The sequence below is a fragment of the Miniphocaeibacter sp. genome (genome assembly GCF_049276255.1).
Classification (GTDB): Bacteria; Bacillota; Clostridia; order Tissierellales; family Peptoniphilaceae; genus Miniphocaeibacter.
The window spans coordinates 162,085-179,630 of sequence record NZ_JBASWB010000054.1 but is presented as its reverse complement, the minus strand read 5'-3'; the positions used below and the strand labels follow the sequence as shown (position 1 = coordinate 179,630).

The 17,546-nt window shown below is 27.7% G+C and carries 19 protein-coding genes; 11 read left to right on the top strand and 8 right to left on the bottom strand.

Annotation, left to right across the window (positions count from 1 at the left end):
• Window positions 1-40: 40 nt before the first annotated feature.
• Both WAO56_RS06725 and WAO56_RS06720 read right to left on the bottom strand, forming a co-directional pair.
• Window positions 41-253 (bottom strand): zinc ribbon domain-containing protein, encoded by a 213-nt coding sequence (locus WAO56_RS06725; RefSeq protein WP_422143208.1) that lies wholly within the window; start codon window positions 251-253, stop codon window positions 41-43.
• A gap of 81 nt (window positions 254-334) precedes the next feature.
• Window positions 335-730 carry a hypothetical protein gene (locus tag WAO56_RS06720; protein WP_422143209.1) on the bottom strand — a complete coding sequence of 132 codons (396 nt, stop codon included), beginning with the start codon at window positions 728-730 and terminating at the stop codon, window positions 335-337.
• Window positions 731-914: 184 nt separating this feature from the next.
• Here WAO56_RS06720 and WAO56_RS06715 point away from each other — a divergent pair, with 184 nt between their 5' ends.
• Window positions 915-1,280 carry a hypothetical protein gene (locus WAO56_RS06715; protein WP_422146302.1) on the top strand — a complete coding sequence of 122 codons (366 nt, stop codon included), beginning with the start codon at window positions 915-917 and terminating at the stop codon, window positions 1,278-1,280.
• 33 nt (window positions 1,281-1,313) lie between these two features.
• On the opposite strand, the gene WAO56_RS06710 is transcribed toward WAO56_RS06715, so the two are convergent.
• From WAO56_RS06710 to WAO56_RS06695, 4 genes are all read right to left on the bottom strand, one after another.
• Window positions 1,314-2,003, bottom strand: coding sequence for a DUF554 domain-containing protein (locus tag WAO56_RS06710; RefSeq protein ID WP_422143210.1), 690 nt, complete (start codon window positions 2,001-2,003; stop codon window positions 1,314-1,316).
• Between the two features lie 146 nt (window positions 2,004-2,149).
• Window positions 2,150-3,895: a DUF4153 domain-containing protein gene (locus tag WAO56_RS06705; RefSeq protein WP_422146301.1), complete on the bottom strand. Its 1,746-nt coding sequence runs from the start codon at window positions 3,893-3,895 to the stop codon at window positions 2,150-2,152.
• Window positions 3,896-3,903: 8 nt separating this feature from the next.
• Complete coding sequence (locus WAO56_RS06700; protein ID WP_422143385.1) at window positions 3,904-4,089, bottom strand: helix-turn-helix domain-containing protein; 186 nt, start codon at window positions 4,087-4,089, stop codon at window positions 3,904-3,906.
• A gap of 32 nt (window positions 4,090-4,121) precedes the next feature.
• Window positions 4,122-4,601, bottom strand: a complete 480-nt coding sequence (locus tag WAO56_RS06695; protein ID WP_422143213.1) for a DUF2975 domain-containing protein — start codon at window positions 4,599-4,601, stop codon at window positions 4,122-4,124.
• Window positions 4,602-4,939: 338 nt separating this feature from the next.
• On the opposite strand from WAO56_RS06695, the gene WAO56_RS06690 reads away from it, so the two are divergent.
• From WAO56_RS06690 to WAO56_RS06655, 8 genes are all read left to right on the top strand, one after another.
• Window positions 4,940-7,471 (top strand): ribonucleoside-diphosphate reductase subunit alpha, encoded by a 2,532-nt coding sequence (locus tag WAO56_RS06690; protein ID WP_422143214.1) that lies wholly within the window; start codon window positions 4,940-4,942, stop codon window positions 7,469-7,471.
• A 9-nt stretch (window positions 7,472-7,480) separates the two neighbouring features.
• The gene (locus WAO56_RS06685) at window positions 7,481-8,524 is read left to right on the top strand and encodes a ribonucleotide-diphosphate reductase subunit beta (protein WP_422143215.1); all 1,044 of its coding nucleotides are present in this window, start codon (window positions 7,481-7,483) and stop codon (window positions 8,522-8,524) included.
• A gap of 95 nt (window positions 8,525-8,619) precedes the next feature.
• Entirely contained in the window at window positions 8,620-8,898 is a 279-nt protein-coding gene (locus WAO56_RS06680) for a DUF4190 domain-containing protein (protein WP_422143216.1), read from the top strand.
• Window positions 8,899-9,124: 226 nt separating this feature from the next.
• A complete protein-coding gene (locus WAO56_RS06675) occupies window positions 9,125-9,511 on the top strand; it encodes a hypothetical protein (RefSeq protein ID WP_422143217.1) in 387 nt (128 codons plus the stop codon).
• Between the two features lie 225 nt (window positions 9,512-9,736).
• Complete coding sequence (locus tag WAO56_RS06670; protein WP_422143218.1) at window positions 9,737-10,321, top strand: NADPH-dependent FMN reductase; 585 nt, start codon at window positions 9,737-9,739, stop codon at window positions 10,319-10,321.
• Window positions 10,322-10,332: 11 nt separating this feature from the next.
• Window positions 10,333-10,872 (top strand): NADPH-dependent FMN reductase, encoded by a 540-nt coding sequence (locus WAO56_RS06665; RefSeq protein WP_422143219.1) that lies wholly within the window; start codon window positions 10,333-10,335, stop codon window positions 10,870-10,872.
• A gap of 96 nt (window positions 10,873-10,968) precedes the next feature.
• Entirely contained in the window at window positions 10,969-11,481 is a 513-nt protein-coding gene (locus tag WAO56_RS06660) for a GNAT family N-acetyltransferase (protein ID WP_422143220.1), read from the top strand.
• Between the two features lie 8 nt (window positions 11,482-11,489).
• Entirely contained in the window at window positions 11,490-11,891 is a 402-nt protein-coding gene (locus WAO56_RS06655) for a GNAT family N-acetyltransferase (protein WP_422143221.1), read from the top strand.
• An 88-nt stretch (window positions 11,892-11,979) separates the two neighbouring features.
• Here WAO56_RS06655 and WAO56_RS06650 read toward each other — a convergent pair whose 3' ends face one another.
• Together WAO56_RS06650 and WAO56_RS06645 are read right to left on the bottom strand one after the other, a co-directional pair.
• The gene (locus tag WAO56_RS06650; RefSeq protein ID WP_422143222.1) at window positions 11,980-14,880 is read right to left on the bottom strand and encodes an insulinase family protein; all 2,901 of its coding nucleotides are present in this window, start codon (window positions 14,878-14,880) and stop codon (window positions 11,980-11,982) included.
• Window positions 14,881-14,890: 10 nt separating this feature from the next.
• A complete protein-coding gene (locus WAO56_RS06645; protein ID WP_422143223.1) occupies window positions 14,891-15,475 on the bottom strand; it encodes a hypothetical protein in 585 nt (194 codons plus the stop codon).
• Window positions 15,476-15,796: 321 nt separating this feature from the next.
• Between WAO56_RS06645 and WAO56_RS06640 the strand changes: the two genes are divergently transcribed.
• Both WAO56_RS06640 and thpR read left to right on the top strand, forming a co-directional pair.
• The gene (locus tag WAO56_RS06640; protein ID WP_422143224.1) at window positions 15,797-16,948 is read left to right on the top strand and encodes a glucosaminidase domain-containing protein; all 1,152 of its coding nucleotides are present in this window, start codon (window positions 15,797-15,799) and stop codon (window positions 16,946-16,948) included.
• Between the two features lie 67 nt (window positions 16,949-17,015).
• Window positions 17,016-17,537, top strand: a complete 522-nt coding sequence (gene thpR / locus WAO56_RS06635; protein WP_422143225.1) for an RNA 2',3'-cyclic phosphodiesterase — start codon at window positions 17,016-17,018, stop codon at window positions 17,535-17,537.
• Window positions 17,538-17,546 lie beyond the last annotated feature (9 nt).

Below are 17,546 nucleotides of genomic sequence, written 5' to 3'. Positions count from 1 at the left end.
AAATAGCCACTTCTTTTAAATTTTAGAATTATATATATTTTTAATTTCCTATTAAAAAGTCTAAAATATTCCAACCGTCTGATGTTTCTGCCCTGTAAAGCTCTGTATAACCACATCTGGAACAGCTAACAGTTATAAACTTCTTGTTTTGAACATCAAAAATCTTTGCAAAATTTCCACCGGTAGCTTGAAACTGGTCGGAAATATAATGCTCGTTACCGCATTTTTCACAAATATATTGTTTCTTTTCCATTTTTTCTCCTTGTACAATAGAATTTATGCCTTTACTATATTTTAGTATATATTAGGCAAATAGTATATTATAAAATATATTTCAATTTTCCATTTCCTTCTTATAGCCTTTGTGGGCACTGTAGTAAATTAACAATATGTTTATTATTATATGGGGAACAAAATATAAAGAATCCTTTGCTGTAGTCATTCCCATAATAACAACCATTTGATAAAAAGCATTAATTACCAACATAATATAAAATATCCATCTCATAAGGAATTTATTGTATGTAAATATAAAAACAAAAAATAATGCATATAATATATAAGGTGCCGTAATAATTATATTTATATGTTTTCCAACATAAATATTTTTAAGCCAGGTATCATAAACATCAATATTAAATACCATTTCCGATATTGCAAGTGTAAAATAATATAATGCTGGAATTATAAAACAAATCGTCCCTATAATTCTTTTATTTTTATTACTCATAATCTTTCCTCCCTAACTATAATTATAAATCATGTAAACTATTCTAAACTAACAGTTTTGTTAGTTTCCTATATTGAATTACAGGGTATATTCATAAACAATACCCTCATTTAAGACTGGCTAGAAAATAGATAGGATATTTTTCTTAATTAAAAACAAATCTGAATAAAGGGAGAATAACTAAATGAAGAAAAGTTTAAAATACTCAAAGGCTCATGTTTTCTATGTCTTGTTTAATATTATATTAATAATATTACTAGCAAGCTTGCTATATATTTATAATAATATTTACTCTAATATAATTATGGTCCTAGTTTTACTGGCTATTCTTTTTTCTTCCAATTTTATAATGGAAAAATATTTGTATAAAAAATATAAGTTTAAAATTAAGGATAAAAAACCATACAATTTTTTAATTATTATTCCTAATGTTTTACTTGTATTTTACTTAACCTATAATAAAACTTGGCTCTTAATCCTATATGCAGTAATAATAATTGCCATATTTTTATATATAAGCTACAAAAGTATTCTTGAATACAATAAATAAGAAAAAGCTATTCTCTTACTTGAGAGTAGCTTTTTAAAATATAAATCCAAATAGACTTTGTACTCCATACCATACTATTGGAATAAACATAGCCGGCAGGTAGTCCAAGGTTTTGAAATCCTTAATTTTCATTAGCCCCAGTCCCATTCCTATTAAAAGAACAGAACCTATTGCTGAAAACTCGTTTATAACTTCCGGAGTTAAGAAATTTCCTAAAATATTTGTTAGTAAATAAATTGAGCCTTGGTAGATAAACAGGGCAAAGGCTGCAATGTAAATTGACACACCATAAACAGAGGCAAAAATTAAACCACTAACTGAATCCAATATAGTCTTAAACTGTAGTAAACTAGGGTCTCCTTTTAAACTCATATTCATTGCTGCTAATATACTTAAGGAGCCTGAACATTGAATAATAATTATAGTAATTGCGTTTTTTATAATATCGCTATTAACATTGGCAGAGGAAAATTTATTGGCTAAATTTTCAGTTCGGTCATGCATTTTTAAGGTCGTTCCAATAAATGTACCTATAGTTAAAGAAACCAACATTAATAACATACTATTAATTTCCAAAGCTCCCTGAATTCCCATTACTATTATTAACAAACCCAATATTAAAATAAGGGACTCCCCTTGTTTTTTTGAAATAAACTTATTTAAAATCATACCAAAAGTACCGGCAATAGCAATTCCTATTGCATTAATAAATACCCAAAACATCTTACACCTCAAAAAATATATTACTACTACTATATTGCTAATATTTTACACTGTCAAATTAAAACTATTTATATATTTTTATTTATATGTTTTAGTTAGATAAATTAAAAATACCGATCTATAATTTAAGGCCGGTATTTTTCTACTTAATCTTTAAATAATAATAAGGTTGCCATAAAGCTTTCAGGGTCATTTGATGAGGCATTTATCATATAAAATAATATTTTTATTTTCCCATCTGAAAATTCCAATTCAAAATCTAAGGATGAAATACTTGTATTGATTTTCTCATTTATTTCTTCAAAGGAAATAGCTTCTACCTCTTTATTTTTATGAATTTCCAAATTATCATCTTTAACAATAAAAGTATAATCTCCAATAATACTATTGTTAAAAACCGTCTGTAAGTCCATATGATTATAGTCATTAATATTGTCCACTTGTATTTTATCTGGCTGGTAGCTTATTCCTATTCCGGTTTCCGGTTCCGGATTTTCCCCCATTTCATATTCATAGGAGTAATAGAAATCAAAACCTAAATACTTACTTGTATCTAGCGTAAAATCATCGCCAATTTCTGCAATATAAGGTAATTCTTTTTCATCTTTACTATAAATAAAATATTCTAAAATATTTGTTATTTCAAGTTTATCTTCCTTGGAAACATCACTATTTGGAACTAGCTTTCCATCCTTTAACATATTATTTTTATTTAAGTAATATTCCAGCCTATTTTTTTGGCTTCTACTAGAAACATTATAGGCACTTAATGGTCCAACAGTTCCAATTAGAGTAAGTAGGGAAAACACCATTAAAACAGGTAGGTTATTTTTATATTTGTTAATAATAAAATAAACAGATGAAAATAGTAGCCACAATCCTATTAAAACTACAAAATATCTATTTTCTGTTATACCGTAATTTTTTATTCTTCCTCCCATTGAGTAAAACAACATTCCCAATAGTGGAATTATGGATATTGGTGCTATTTTCATATAGGTCCTTTTAAATTTACTATCCTCTACTATATTTAAAAGGATTAAGGTTCCAATGGTAAAACCGCCATAAACAATTACTAAATATGCAATTTGCCTTACTAAAATATTCCTTTGAATTAAAATCATTGCAAAATAAATATATAGGATTAAACCAAATATTATTAATAATACAACTACTATATTAATTAATAGCTTTTTAAAAAACTTAGGCACAATATAATCTTCGTATATACTTGCCTTTGGATAATTAGACAAAAATACTATTAAGTTAACTAAAATCATAATTAAATTAATATTGGACATAAAATACCTATAGTCTATAAAGTCAAAAAACAAGGTAGATAAAGCATAGAGTATTAGTTGTGTACCAACTAGTATAACTATAGAAAATATTACAGATATTCCTATTGCCCTTATAATCTTATAGATATAAATATCCGTTCCCTTTGGATTATTTAGCTTTTCTACATATAAGGATGAAATAATAAAAAAGACTATTAGTCCATATACTATAGTTCCAAATTTCTTCGTTATATATAATAAATCTATAAGAAATATACTAGGGTAGACTTGGGAATTTAAGTTACTATTTTTCCCAAAATAATACAACACTATAAGTATTACTATTCCTAGTAAATTAGTTAAATACTTATAATATGTCTTGTTGAAAACCGTCTGTAGAAAACTATTTAGCAGGGATATAAAAATAAAGAGAAATATTCCCACAGTAAAAACAGCTAGTAAAACTGTGTATCTGTAGGTAATCTCCTCTTGGAAATTGCCATAAATCGTTACAATAGTAAGAAGTATTCCCGATAATATAGCCAGGGGAAATCTTAAAATTGTATATTTTAAATCTGAAAAACTGTTTTTCAAAATATCTTTAATAGTCATATTTGCTCCTATTCTTCATCGGGAATATATTCTAAAATATCCCCTGGCTGACAGTCTAAGGCCTTACAGATTTTATCCATAGTTTCAAAGCGGAAGGCCTTGGCCTTACCATTTTTTAAAATGGATATATTTGCCATAGTAATTCCTACCCTTTCAGAAAGTTCCGTTACGGACATCTTCCTCTTTGCTAACATTACATCTATATTAACTCTTATCATATTATCACCTATACCGTTAAGTCCTGGTCTTCTTTTAATTCCACTGCATTTGTATATATTTTTAATAAAAGTTTAATACATATATGAATTAAGAAAAGTACTATTAAATATATTAAGTGAATTAATAATAAGCCTGGATGATGTTCTAATAATATTAATGCAAATATATTTGCTATAACTATAAATACCATTAATACAAGCAATATTTTATCTATTAATTTAATAGCTTTGATATTTTCTCTAACAAATATACGATTATTACCAATATTTTCATATATTCTTATACATATTAAACCACATAAAACTATTGGTAAACCTTCTAGGCAAATTATAATTAACCAAGGATAAAAAGCATAATAAAATTCTTTATCATCTCCAATAATTTCAAGACCAATATCCGGAACAACTTTAAACAAAACAAAAAGTATTGCTAAACATAATATTGTTGAGACTATTTGTAAAATTCTCGTATATTTCTTATATTCCATTTATCTTCTCCTTTATTTTGACATTAAGTAATAAATTCTTTTTATTTTATACTTCCTCTCTTTTATTATAGTATAACAATTATTTATCGTAAGTCAATAAATATTTATTGTTTTATCTGAAAATGAAAAAATTTTTATAATTTATATAATTGTTATAAAATAGATTATGGAAGAATATTACTATGTTTTATTTTTTTAAAACTTGAAATTTAGTCATTGGTTTAAAAATATTTTTTTATTTTATAAAATTTTTACTAATATTTGAAAGTACAAGATGTTTTGTGAAGCTTTAAATATGGTACTATATATAGTGTATTTTAATTAGTTAGGAGAAAAGAATGGAAATAATAAAAAGAGATGGCACCCATGTAGAATTTGATATTGAAAAAATAATTCGTGCTATGGAAAAAGCCTTTAATTCTGTAAATAAAACTATTTCTCGAGAAGAATTGGAAACAATGGCAAATATTGTGGAAAATACTCTTAAAACAAAATATCCTAAGGGACATATTCCCACTGTAGAGGAAATTCAAGATTTAGTAGAGTTAACTTTAATTGACCATAATCATTATGCTGTTGTTAAAAGCTATATTCTTTATAGGGCTCAACATAGTATGGACAGAAAGGTCATTGAGCAGTTTGAAGATTATATTACAGATCAAAATATTTTAGAAATAATAAAAAGTATTCAAGACGATTATGATAGAACAAGATATGAAATTGAACAATTATATATAAAATTTACCTCCTTTGTTAAGTCCGGAATGAATAACAAGGATTATTTAAAGGTTTTAATTAGGGCTTCTTCGGAATTAACCAGTAAAGAAGCACCGGATTGGGAATATATTTCTGCCAGATTTTTTTGCTATGATTTAAATATTTCCATTGAAGAAGAATGTATAAGATATGATATTCACGATTTTAAGGGAAAAATAAAATTTTTAGAAGAAGAAGGACTATACGGAAAATATATAAGAGAAAATTATACTAATGAAGAAATAGACCTTCTTGACAAATATATGAATAATTCAAGGGACAGGTTATTTACCTATAGTTCTATTGAATTAATCTCTAAAAGATACTTAATAAAAACTCACGATAATAAAATTATGGAAACACCTCAAGAGATGTTTATGGGAATAGCAATGCACTTAGCTATACCGGAAGGTGAAAATAAAATTAAATGGGCTAAAAGATTTTATGATATATACAGTAAATTACAAGTTACTGTAGCTACACCTACTATGAGTAATGCTAGAAAGCCATTCCACCAACTAAGTTCATGTTTTATTGACACAGTACCTGACAGCCTTACGGGGATTTATCGTTCTATTGATAATTTTGCCCAAGTTTCAAAACACGGTGGCGGTATGGGAATGTATTTTGGAAAAGTTAGGGCTACAGGTTCAGATATTAGAGGTTTCAAAGGTGTAGCCGGCGGTGTTATTCGTTGGATTAAGCTGGCAAATGACACTGCAGTTGCTGTAGACCAACTAGGAGTTAGACAAGGCTCTGTTGCAGTTTATTTAGATGTTTGGCATAAGGATATACCTGAATTTTTACAACTTCGTACCAATAGTGGTGATGACAGGTTAAAGGCCCATGATGTTTTTCCTGCTGTCTGCTATCCGGATTTATTCTGGAAATTAGCTAAGGACGATATTAATGCTAATTGGTACTTAATGGACCCTCACGAAATAATGACTGTTAAAGGTTGGTCTTTAGAGGATTCCTATGGTGAGGAATGGGAAGAAAAATATTGGGACTGTGTAAATGATCCAAATATAGATAAAAGGATAATATCTGTTAAGGATTTAATAAGACTTGTTATTAAATCCCTATCGGAAACAGGAACTCCTTTTGCCTTTAACAGAGATACTGTAAATAAAATGAATCCAAATAAACATAAGGGGATTATTTATTCCTCAAATCTCTGTACGGAAATTTTACAAAATATGAGTGAAATAGAAACAGTCTCTCAGGAAATAAAAGATGAAAATGGCGACACTATTGTTGTAACAAAAACAAAAGCCGGTGATTTTGTAGTGTGTAATTTAGCTTCTTTAGTCCTTGGAAATATAGATATAAACAATCAAAATGAATTACAATACGTTGTTGAAACAGCTGTAAGGGGACTGGACAATGTTATAGATTTAAATTATTATCCTGTTCCCTATGCTAAAATAACAAATAAAAAGTATCGTTCCATTGGACTAGGAACTTCCGGTTACCACCATGCCTTAGTAAAAGAGGGAATAATGTGGTCCGATATTGATAAACACATAGAGTTTGCCAATGAATTATATGAAAATATAAATTACTATGCAGTAGAAGCTAGTATGAAAATAGCTAAGGAAAAAAATTCCTATGAATATTTTGAAGGCTCCGACTGGCAAACAGGGGATTATTTTTCAAAAAGGTCCTACACATCTGAAAGATGGAAAAAACTGGAAGCTAATATAGGGAAATATGGACTTAGAAATGGTTATATAATGGCTGTTGCTCCTACAGGTTCAACATCTATTATAGCCGGAACTACTGCTGCAGTAGACCCTGTTATGAACAGATATTTCCTAGAGGAAAAGAAAGGTTCCATAGTTCCAAGAGTTGCACCGGGACTAAATCCTCACACTTTTTGGACCTATGAAAATGCCCACGACATTGACCAAAGTCTAGTAGTAAAAGCAGCCGGTGTAAGACAAAGACATATTGACCAAGGTCAGTCTATTAATCTTTATATAACAACAGATTTTACAATGCGTATGATTTTAAACCTCTATATTAAGGCTTGGGAAGAAGGGGTTAAAACCATATATTATGTAAGAAGTAAGTCTTTAGAAGTAAAAGAATGTGATTCTTGTTCAGCATAGGAGGAAATAATGGCAGATTTAAAAAGAAAAGGTCTCTTTAATGAAAATGGAGACATTGAACTTAGTAAAAGAAGAATGATAAATGGAAATACCACTAATCTTAATGATTTTAACAATATAAAATATACTTGGACTTCCGATTGGTATAGACAGGCTATGAATAATTTCTGGATTCCTGAGGAAATAAACCTTACTCAAGATATTAAGGATTACAGAAAGTTAGATGAACATGAAAGAAGAGCTTATGACAAAACCCTTTCTTTCCTTGTTTTCCTAGACAGTATTCAAACAGCTAACCTTCCCAATGTAGGGGAATATATAACAGCAAACGAAGTTAACTTATGTTTAACTATACAGGCCTTTCAAGAAGCTGTCCACAGCCAAAGTTACGGCTATATACTAGATACTATTTGCTCACCTGAAGAAAGATCTGAAATATTATACCAATGGAGAGACGACCCTCACCTACTGGCAAGAAATAAATTCATAGGTGATTCATATAATGAATTTTTAGACAATAAGTCAAAAATTGCCCTAGTAAAAACCATGGTAGCAAATTATATACTTGAAGGTATATACTTCTATTCTGGATTTATGTTCTTCTACAGCCTTGGAAGAATTGGAAAAATGCCGGGAACCGTTCAGGAAATAAGATATATTAATAGAGATGAAAATACTCACCTATGGTTATTTAGATCCATACTATTGGAATTAAAAAAAGAAGAACCTGAAATATTTACTCCTGAAAATATAGAAATGTTTAAAAACATGATTAAGCAGGGAGTAGAAGAGGAAATTGCCTGGGGACAATATGTTCTAGGGGACAATATTCAAGGAATTAATATGAAAATGATAGAAGAATATATTAAATACCTTGGTAATTTACGCTCAACAGGATTAGGTTTTGGAGTTATTTATCCTGGCTTTGAAAACGAACCGGAATCTATGAAGTGGGTAAGTGAATATTCAGACCCTAATAAAGTAAAAACAGACTTCTTTGAAGGTAAAGTAACAGCTTATGCAAAAAGCTCTATAATAGAAGATGATTTATAGAAGATGAACTGGAGAAATCCAGTTCTTTTTTATATTAAATATAGTTGATTTCTTTGGTATAATTAATATATTATTAAGTGAAATGAGGAATGTATATGAATAATCAAGGAGGAACAAATACTAAAGCAACTATTTCTATGGTTCTTGGAATTGTATCATTACTATTTGATATTACCTTTATTGTAGGAATTATTGCAATAGTTCTTGGATTTATAGCTAAAGATGAAATAAAATATTCTGGTGAAGAAGGTAATGGTTTTGCAACTGCTGGAATTGTTACTGGAATAGTAGGAATAGTAGGACATATATTCTTTTGGTTGGTCATGCTTGTTTTTGGAATTTCTTTCTTCTCTATATTTAATTTTATTTTTTAAAGTCGGTATTTATTACCGATTTTTTTAATGCAAATTTTACATAGTTATAATATAGATTTAAAGAAATTTAGAGATAATATAGTAAAGAAAAGGGAGGCTATTTAACAAGGAAAGGAGTATATTATGAAAGCTTTTAAATTAACTTTAATAATTATGGTTCCCTTTGTTATATTATTAATAATTTTAAAATTATTAAATATTAATTAAATCTATAGAAAGGAAATATATGATAGAAAATTTAAATAAAATTAAAAAACAATTAGAAGTGGATTTAATATGTCATTCTCTAAATGGTAGGATTAAATATGAGTTTTCTCGTGATTTAGAGAATGACAATTTAATCAGGGTTACAGTTTATGCCGATAATGAAAAAATCACTGAGGAATTTATATCCAAAGAACTGAATTTACAGGAATTTATTAAAAAATATTCTAGAAAAAATACTAATTATAAAATTAATTCCTCTAGTTCTTTAGAAAAAATATTATTATTATTAAATAATAATCTGGAAAAAAACAGTATTAAAAAAATTAAAAATTCAATAGAAAAAGAACCTGAGTGGATACAATATTTATATAAGTTAAGGGTAGAAGCTGAAGGTTTTACAATTTAAGATTTTAGCAGCCTAGTGATTACACTAGCTTTTTTTTATTTGTAGCAATATGTTTGTTATTACTAACTAGGGGTATAAAACATATGTGAATAAGTTAACTATAATAACTATATTTTAAAACAAAAATCAAATGAAGTAGTCCATGATGTAAATACTAAAAGGTTTGCTAAATTTTCTAAAGAAAAATAATTTAATAAATGTTAAAAATAATAAGAGAGGTAGAAGATGTTTAATATAAATAAAGATGAAAAAGTAAAAATACTATTAGTTGTTGGCAGTAGTAGGAAGGGTTCCTACAACCAACTAATAGCTGATTATTTAAAAGATAGATACGGTGATACTATAGATTTTAAACAAGCTGATTTAAAATCATTACCTGTTTACTCTGAAGATATTGAAAAAGAGGACTTTCCTTCTGTAACTAAGTTAAGAGAAGATGTTAATTGGGCTGACGGTGTTTTATTGTTAACTCCTGAGCATAATTTTACAATGTCTGTTTTAATGAAAAACTTTATAGACTGGTGCTCTAGGGTAGAACATGTTCTTGAGGGAAAACCAACAATGGTAACTGGTGCAACTTTAGGGCATTTAGGAACGGTAATGGCTCAAAGTCATTTAAGACAAGCCTTGCTTTCTCCTGGTGTTAAGGCAATAGCTGTACCAAATACAGAAGTATATATTAATGCAATTCAAGACAGGATTAAGGATGGAAAATTATTAGATGATAAGGTCGAATCCTTAAATACTGCATTTATAAATTTTATTGACTATATTAAACCTGACAATGGTTATTGTTTTAGTTGTAATTAAAAGGAGGTTTTATGAATATTTTACTTGTAGTTGGTAGTACAAGAAAAGGCTCCTACAATCAAATGATTGCTAATTATATTATGGAAAAGTATAAGGGCGACTATACCTTTAGACAGGCCGATATTGCTACAATACCAATGTTTTCTGAAGATATAGAAAAAGAGGACTGGCCTATTGTTGACAAGGCTAGGGAGGATGTTGAATGGGCTGATGGAATAATAATAGTTACACCAGAAAATAACTACTCTGTTCCTTCAGTTTTAAAGAATTACCTTGACTGGTGTTCCAGAAAGAAAAGGGTATTTATTAATAAACCTGTTATGATAACAGGAGGTTCTATGGGCCATTGGGGAACTATTAGAGCCCAAGGTCATCTAAGACAAATATTAAGGTCCAATGGACATAAGGCAGTTGTAGTACCGGGAGTAGAGGTTTATTTTCCAAAAGTACAAGATAGTGTAGAAAATAATATGTTAATGGAAGATAAGGCAGGTTCTTTAAATAAAAACTTTGCTATTTTTATAGATTATATAAATAAAATGAATTTATAAGTATTTTTAAGCGCTTTGTTAGTACAAAGTGCTTTTCTTTTAAAAAGTAATTTTTTATTATAAAATATTCCTAATAAAATAAAAGAAGGTGTTCCAATGAATTATATAATTGATAGAGTAAAATTAGAAGATGCTAAGGATTTAATTGAATACTTAAAAATAATTACAGAAGAAAGTAACAACCTAACTATAACTTCTAAGCAAGTAAGGGACTTAAGTGTAAAAGATGAAGAGTTAATAATTGACTCCTATAACCATAGTCCTACAAGTATAATGTTAGTAGCAAAATTAAATAACGAAATAATTGGAATGGGAAATTTAAAGGGCAATAACCTTGATTCTCCTATGGGTCATAGGGTTTCCTTAGGAGTTTCTGTAAGAAGGGATTATTGGAACAAGGGTATTGGTAGGGAAATAATTGATGCTCTTCTTTCCTATGCTGTAAATAACGAATATATTGAAATAGTAGAACTTGAAGTAAAGTCGGATAATTACGCAGCTATTAGCCTCTACGAAAGATTTGGATTTGAAGAAATAGGATTTTTTGAAAACTATTTTAAATATGAAGATGGCTATGGAGATGCTATTTTAATGGCCTTACAATTTTAGAGGGGAATATGGAAATACTATTTACTAAACCTAGTCCTAGGGCATATAATAATTTAAGAAAAAGTTCCGGAATCGGTGGAGAAAAAAACCTTGAACCTACAGAAATAGCCTTGGAAAATTCTCTCTTTATTGTATCTATCTACGATAATAATAAACTAATAGGCTTTGGACGAATTGTTGGCGATGGTGGAATAACCTATGTTGTTTCCGATATTATGGTAGACAAATCCCATCAAGGAAAAGGCCTTGGGAAACTAATAATGACGAAAATTAATAGGTATTTTGAGGAAAATTGTAATGAGGAATGTTATATTTCCTTAATTGCAAATAAACCTGCTGACAAACTCTATTCTAAATTCAAATTCAATTATTTAAAGGACTTTGAAGTAGGAATGAAGAGGAAAAAATAATTACTCTAAAATTGAAAATGTACAAAAATTTAAAGATTCTTCCTATATAAAACTACACCTAAAATTAATTTTAGGTGTAGTTCTTTCTTTATTTCTTCAATTGTCTTATTTCTCCAAACAATTCCTTGTTTTCTTTTATTTGTTCTGTATTTCCAATTGTTGCCATATAATTTTTTTCCATTGCATAATCAATATCTTTTGCAAATTCTTTTAATTCGTCTAAATTAGTATTAAGGGCTTCTTCTAGATTCTTTCTTAAATCATCGGAGGTTTGTCCTGAAATATACATGGTTAAAGCTACCTTACCCTTTGTAGGATTTGTTGCTGGAGGGTCAAATTTAGTTACTGAACCAATAATAAATTGTGTTAATTCAGTGTTGTCTAATTCTAAATTCCTTAAAAATTCTCCTGTTTTATTATACACATCAATTGTATTTTTTATATTAGGATCTCTGTAGGAATAGAAGAATATATTCCCCGAGTTGTTAACTCCCATTCCAGTTCCATAAGCTCCGCCTTGTGCCCTAATATTATTATATAGGTAGGAACTTGAAAGAATATTAGATAAAACTACATGACTACCCTTGTATTCATAACCTATTTCTTTTAAATTATATGATTTAATTACATAGTTAACATTTGAGGAGGTCATTATTCCTTCATTTTTCTTTTCTAAGTTAAATACTAAATCATGTTTTTCCAATTCTTCTTTAGATAATTTAGAAATTAAATTTTCACTTAAGTGTATTACCTTGTCCTTTTCTTCCTCATCTGTAGTAATATTAAAAATCATATTATTACTGTTAAATACTTTTCCACTAATGGATTTTAATTCTTCCTGTAAGGAGTCGAATTTTTCTTCTAAGTTTTTCTCCAAGTCAACAATAAAGTCATAGTAAGTTATTCCATTAAGGTTTTCATTGTATTTTCCCTGTTGTGAATAGTAACTATTAGTTAGGTTAATACCGTATTGGTGACCATTTTCTACTATGTCGGATTCAAACTTCAATTTAATTATTTGTAATATTTCTTTAATTCTCTTTATATTATCGAATTTAGAATTAAAGATAATCTCCTCAATTAAATTAAACATCTTTTCCGTTTTATCAACAGTAGCCTTACTTGAAACCATTAATTTTTTAAAGTATCCACCTTCTTTTCTAAAATTATAGATTGTAGAAGCTGTAACATTAATTCCACCGGTATCTAGGAAAATTCTAGTATCTAAATCAGTATAAGGATAGTTTTTCGTATCAACCATAGTTAATAAATCACATAATAAGGCTAGATACTTTATTTCTTCTTCCTTTATAAATTCTAAATCGAAAACCAAATCTATATAGTTGATTTTTCCTGTAAATAATGGATGATATAAAATAGTGTAGTTGTCCTTCTTTTCTTCAATTGAAGGTATTTCTAATACATTTGAATCTATATCCGATAATTTTAAGGAAGGAATTGTATCTTTTTCCTCTTGTGTGTCTTCTCTATTTTGAAACTCTCCAAGAGCCTTGTTTTCTTCAATTAAATTATTTAATTCCTCTTCTGATAGACTTTCCTTGTATTCCTTTAATTTTTTTGCAACTTCCACATCTTTTTTAGCATTTAATCCAGGACTTGCTTCTAGTGAAATAATTACTTTATTGTTGTTATTTAAAATATTTGTTTCAACAAATTTTTCATAATAATCGGTTTTAATATTTTCCCTTAATTCTTTTAATACATCTTCATACTTAAATTGAATTGTAGGATCTTCGTCATAAAGCCAAGTATCTAAGGAAGAAATGAAATATATTATTCCCTTAGTTGGAAAATTACCATTTTCTCTTAAATTATATTCCATTCTATTTAAGGCAGCTTCTAATTGCTCCTTATCGATTCCCTTGTCGATTATTTTCTTTAATTCTTCTTCTATCATCTTTGTAAAATCTTCTACTTTTTCCTTAGAAGTATTAATTGCTGTAATACCAAGTCCAAGTTCTAAGCCATCAGTAGAAGGATCATCTATATCTTCACCAATTCCCTCTTTTAATAAGGCCAATTTAAGTGGAGAGCCGTCATTGGAAAATAAAACTGAACGTAGTATTTCATTTGTATAGGCTTCTAAAATATTGGATTTTTTACCACTTCTTACACCATAAATTAAAATGTCCTTATTTTTTGGATCTTCGTCTGATGCTATAGAATACTCAACTTCAATTTTTCTTGGTTTTTCAAATTCCTTCTGTATTTTAATAGAGGAATCCAATTCTATTTTATTGAAATTACTTAAATATTCATCATTAATAAATTTCAACTGTTCTTCTAAGTCCATTTTTCCATATAAGAATATATAGGAATTTACAGGATGGTAGTATTTATTATAAAAATCTATAAATTCTTCATAGCTTAATTCAGGAATATTGTAAGGATTACCACCAGATTCGTTTCCATATATAGAATCTGGGAAAAGTCCCTTGGCAAATTCATAGTACATTATTGCATCTGGTGAAGAATAGGCACCTTTCATTTCGTTATAAACTACACCTTTATAATTAATATCTTCTTCTTTACTGTTTATTTCATAGTGCCAGCCTTCTTGTAAAAATATTTCTTTTTTAGTTTTCACCCTAGGGAAGAAAACAGCATCTAAATAAACATCCATTAAATTATGGAAATCTTTATTATTTCTACTTGCTACAGGATAAATAGTTTTGTCAGAAAATGTCATTGCATTTAAAAAAGTCTGTAAGGAACTTTTTAATAAATCCATAAAAGGTTCTCTTGTTTTAAATTTTCTTGAGCCATTTAAAACAGAATGTTCTAAAATATGAGCTACTCCTGTAGAATTATCTGGTGGTGTTCTAAAACCTATACCAAAAACCTTGTTATTGTCATCATTTTCCATTGCCATTAATCGGGCACCAGATTGTTCATGTTCAAATATCTTAATATTGGAATCTACATCTTTAATATATTCTTCTTCAATTAATTTAAAACCATGTATCATATTATTCTCCTTAATATTTAATATTTTTTATACTTTTAATTTTTTTGCTGTATTTAAATCTTTCTATTTTGCAACTATTGTAGTCCTTAAGTATCTCATAAATACTAGCAGAAACAACTACTATTTCACCACTATCAAACTTTACAATATAATTAGCTGAAAATCTTGAATTGGTTTTAATACTTTTGTATTTTCCTTCTATAACTGTAGTATTTCCCTTTAATATATCTAAAATCAATATACTAAAATAAAGAAGGCATATTAAATTCAATAAGATTAATAAGGTGAGAAAAAGCATATTAATACTATTACCCATACTATATATTAAATAAATAGTAAGGGAAAAAATAAAAATAAATATTAATCCTACTACTAGGGAGTAAAATACTATTTTTTCATAGCCTATATTAATATCTTTGATAGATTTACCCCTATTAATACTTATATTGTTTTCATTAATATATTTATGTAAATACTTTAAGGCCTCTTCGTCAGAAAGATTTAAATTATCTCTAATATAATTTCTTGCAAACTTAAATTCTCCGTTATCTATAAAAGCATTAAGAATTTTTAAATTTAAATTTTCTCTTTTCATAATTACCCCTTAACACCATCAAAGTATATTATATCATTTTAAGTTTTGAAATAAATAAATTATTATTTAACAATTTAATAAAGTTTTTATAAATTATAGACTAAAGAATTATTTACTTTATAGCTTTTGAAAAAATAATCTAGCAGATATTAAATTTAAATTTAAAACTGCAATAAAGTAAATAATTGTCTTTATTACAGTTTTGTTATTTTTTATAAAATATTAACACTTTACTATAAAAATCCTATAAAAGCCTATTTTCCTTTTATTTATTTTAATTCTATGGTATACTATCAACTTGTAAAAGATTTGGGGGAATTTATGAACAAAAAAATTACGGCGTTATTATTAGCATCAGCTATTTTCTTTACGCCTGTTGTTTCTAGTGCAGAAAATAGTGAAGAAAACTTTGCTAATAATGCAAAAAACATTGAACAAAATATTGAAAAATCAGAATATACAGCTGAACAATTTATAAATATACTTGGAAAAGAAGCTCGTAGAATAGGTCAAGAAAATAATATTTACGCTTCTGTTATGATTGCTCAGGCTTGTTTAGAATCTGGTTTTGGTAAAAGTGGACTATCTCAAAATCCAAATAATAATCTATTTGGCATAAAAGGAGAATATAATGGAAATTCTTCAGATTTCCAAACATGGGAAGACTATGGTGGAAGAGTAGATATTGTAGATAGTTTTAGAATTTATCCTTCTTTTAAAGAATCAATGGAGGATTATGCAGATTTATTACTTAAAGGCTCTGATTTTGATGAAAATTATTATTCAGGTGCTTGGAAATCAAATGCTAGTACTTACCAAGAAGCAACAGCTGCTTTAACTGGAAGGTATGCAACAGATAGCCAATATGCCAATAAGCTTAATAAGTTAATTGAAGATTATAATTTAGCTTCCTTCGATTATCCAGTTAGCTATACTGTTAAAGAAAAAAATAAGGAAAATTTACTTACAATCAGCGAAAAAACAGGTATTTCCTTAGAGGAATTAAAAGAATTTAATCCAGAAATCAAAGATGAGAATAAGTTCTTAAGAAAAGACAAAACAATTATTTTAAGAAGTGAATACTATAAAGAAAATTTCAAATCACCTGTATCAACTGAATTTAAAGTATTAAATGACTTTAATACAAGTATTACAGAAAATAAATTTAAAGGGTTAGATCTTGAAGTTCCTTATAACACCTATGTGTACTCTATAAATAGAGGAGAGGTTGTTAAGGTTTCAGAAGATAATAGTAATGGAAAATATATAGTTATCCAACATGAAAATGGACTATTATCCCATTATTCAAATTTAGATAATGTATATATTAATGTAGGAGATAAAGTAACAGATACAGATATTATTGGAAATATAAAGGGGGATAAGGAGTCTAATAAGGCTATATTATCTTTTTCAATAGCAGCTTCCATAGGCTCAAACTTTGTAAATCCTAAATTATTCCTAGATATTTAAACCATTGTTGAAAAAATCAACAATGGTTTTTTTCTATGATATAATATAAAAAATTGAAAGGAATATTATGAGACTATTTATTGCAATTAATTTTAATAAGGAAACTAAAGAAAGAATTCTTAAGGTCCAAAAAAATTTAGTAGAATTATATTCTAAAGGTTCTCCTACGAAAATAGAAAATATCCATTTAACCTTGATTTTTTTAGGAGAAGTTGAAGAAAAAAGACTTCCAACTATAAAAAATATAATGGATAGTCTTAAGTTTAATAACTTAAACCTAGTATTTGATAAAATAGGGAAATTCAAACGTAGAAATGGTGATATTTACTGGCTTGGTTTAGAAGAAAACAAGGAGCTTTTAAGTTTACAAAATAGTTTATACGAAAAATTATTAAGGGAAAGTTTTAAACTGGAATCCAAACCCTTTTCTCCCCATATTACTTTAGCAAGAAAAGTAGTTCTCCCTTCTAAGGTAAAACCAATCTTAAATTCAAAATTTTCTACAAATATAAATTATATTAGTTTAATGGAGTCAAAAATAATTAATCGTAAAGTAAGCTACAAGGAAATATATAGAAAAAATAATTAAAGGTGGATT